Genomic DNA, 1,421 nt, shown 5'->3' with positions numbered 1-1,421 from the left:
CGGCCGTAGCGCTCAAGACTGACGGTCCGGTCAACACCGCGGTGCGGCGATGACGCCGGCGCCGGGATCGCACCTTGAGGCGACCTTCTTCCTCGATCACGACCACGCTTCGGTACGCGACTTCACCCAGCACGTGATCGCCGGCGCGTCGAGCCCCCGAGAGAGAGCGTCCCTGCTCTTTGCTGCAGTGCGTGACCAAATCTGGTACGACCCCTACTCGGTCTCCGAGGATCCTGAGCATTACCGGGCGAGCCACGTCCTCCAGGCCGGCCGCGCCTACTGCGTGCCCAAGGCGGTGCTACTGGCCGCGGTTCTGCGGGCCGCGGGCATCCCTACCCGACTCGGCTTCGCCGATGTACGGAACCATCTGCAGACCGACACCTTACGAGCCGTCATGGGTGGCACGGACCTGTTCGTCTATCACGGCTATTGCAGCGCCTACATCGACGGACGATGGTTGAAGGCCACACCTGCCTTCAATGTCGAGTTATGCGAGCGATTCGGCGTGCCCCCGGTCGACTTCGACGGACGGAGCGACGCGCTCATGCACGCCTTCACCTCCGACGGGACTCGGCACATGGAGTACGTGCGGGACCACGGCAACTTCGACGACCTCCCCCTGGGCCGCATTCTGTCCGCTCTCCACCAGGCCTACGGACCTATGGTCACCGCCGCTGCGGGGCCTGACGATGCCTTCACTCCTCCATCTACCACCGGTAAGGCCACTCCGAAAGGATCCGTGGACTCATCCGGGAGCACCGGATGAGCCACTCCCACCGGGCGCGGTCCTTCTGAGGGGCTGCGGAAGTGGTACTCCAGGGGGCTGGTGGGCGCGTCGGAAGTGGCTCGGTGAGCTGCCGGTCCACCCTTTGAAGGCGTGCGAGAAGTTCGTGAGGTCGCTGTAGCCCAGTTCGGCGGCGACCTCACTGACAGACGTGGAGCGGTCGAGCAGCCGTATCCGGGCGCGGTCGAGCAGTGACTCCTGGAGGAGTTCGCGGAAGCTGGTTCCCTCCGCTGCGAGGCGGCGTTTCAGGGTGCTCGAGGAGATCGAGAACTCATTCGCGACCGACTGGAGGGTCCTCACCCCGGACCCGTCCTCGAGCAACGCCCGCACTCTGCGGGTGAACTCCGGGCTGCCGGCCTGACGTTCGAGCGCCTGATGGAGGCTGGTGACGGCGACGTCGTAGGCGACTGGGTCGGGGAAGCGGCAGGCCGCGTGTAGCGTCCGTTCAGGGATGTGCACGTAGGACAGGGGGGCGTTGAAGATGAGCCGCGCCCCCGGCCAGGCTTCTCGAGCCCCGCTGCTCGGCTCCGGCCAGCGGCTATGCATGGTCACCTCCGACGCGTCGTCGACCAGTCGGTCGACCAACCGCATGAGGGCGAGTCCGCAGTAGGTGACGGCGAGACAGTCCAGGTCGGGG

General features: G+C 66.6%; 2 protein-coding genes. One reads left to right on the top strand and one right to left on the bottom strand.

Features of this window, described 5'->3' with window-relative positions:
* Positions 1-49: 49 nt before the first annotated feature.
* Positions 50-766 carry a transglutaminase family protein gene (locus H483_RS28495; protein ID WP_017836710.1) on the top strand — a complete coding sequence of 239 codons (717 nt, stop codon included), beginning with the start codon at positions 50-52 and terminating at the stop codon, positions 764-766.
* Here the strand turns inward: H483_RS28495 and H483_RS40095 are convergent.
* A partial coding sequence (locus tag H483_RS40095) for an AraC family transcriptional regulator (RefSeq protein ID WP_238556287.1) occupies positions 746-1,421 on the bottom strand: 676 nt, incomplete at its 5' end. The genes H483_RS28495 and H483_RS40095 overlap by 21 nt on opposite strands.

Source organism: Dietzia sp. UCD-THP (assembly GCF_000349585.1).
GTDB classification, from domain to species: Bacteria; Actinomycetota; Actinomycetes; order Mycobacteriales; family Mycobacteriaceae; genus Dietzia; species Dietzia natronolimnaea_A.
The sequence above is the reverse complement of the archived record's forward strand: the minus strand, read 5'-3'. Positions and strand labels throughout refer to the sequence as shown.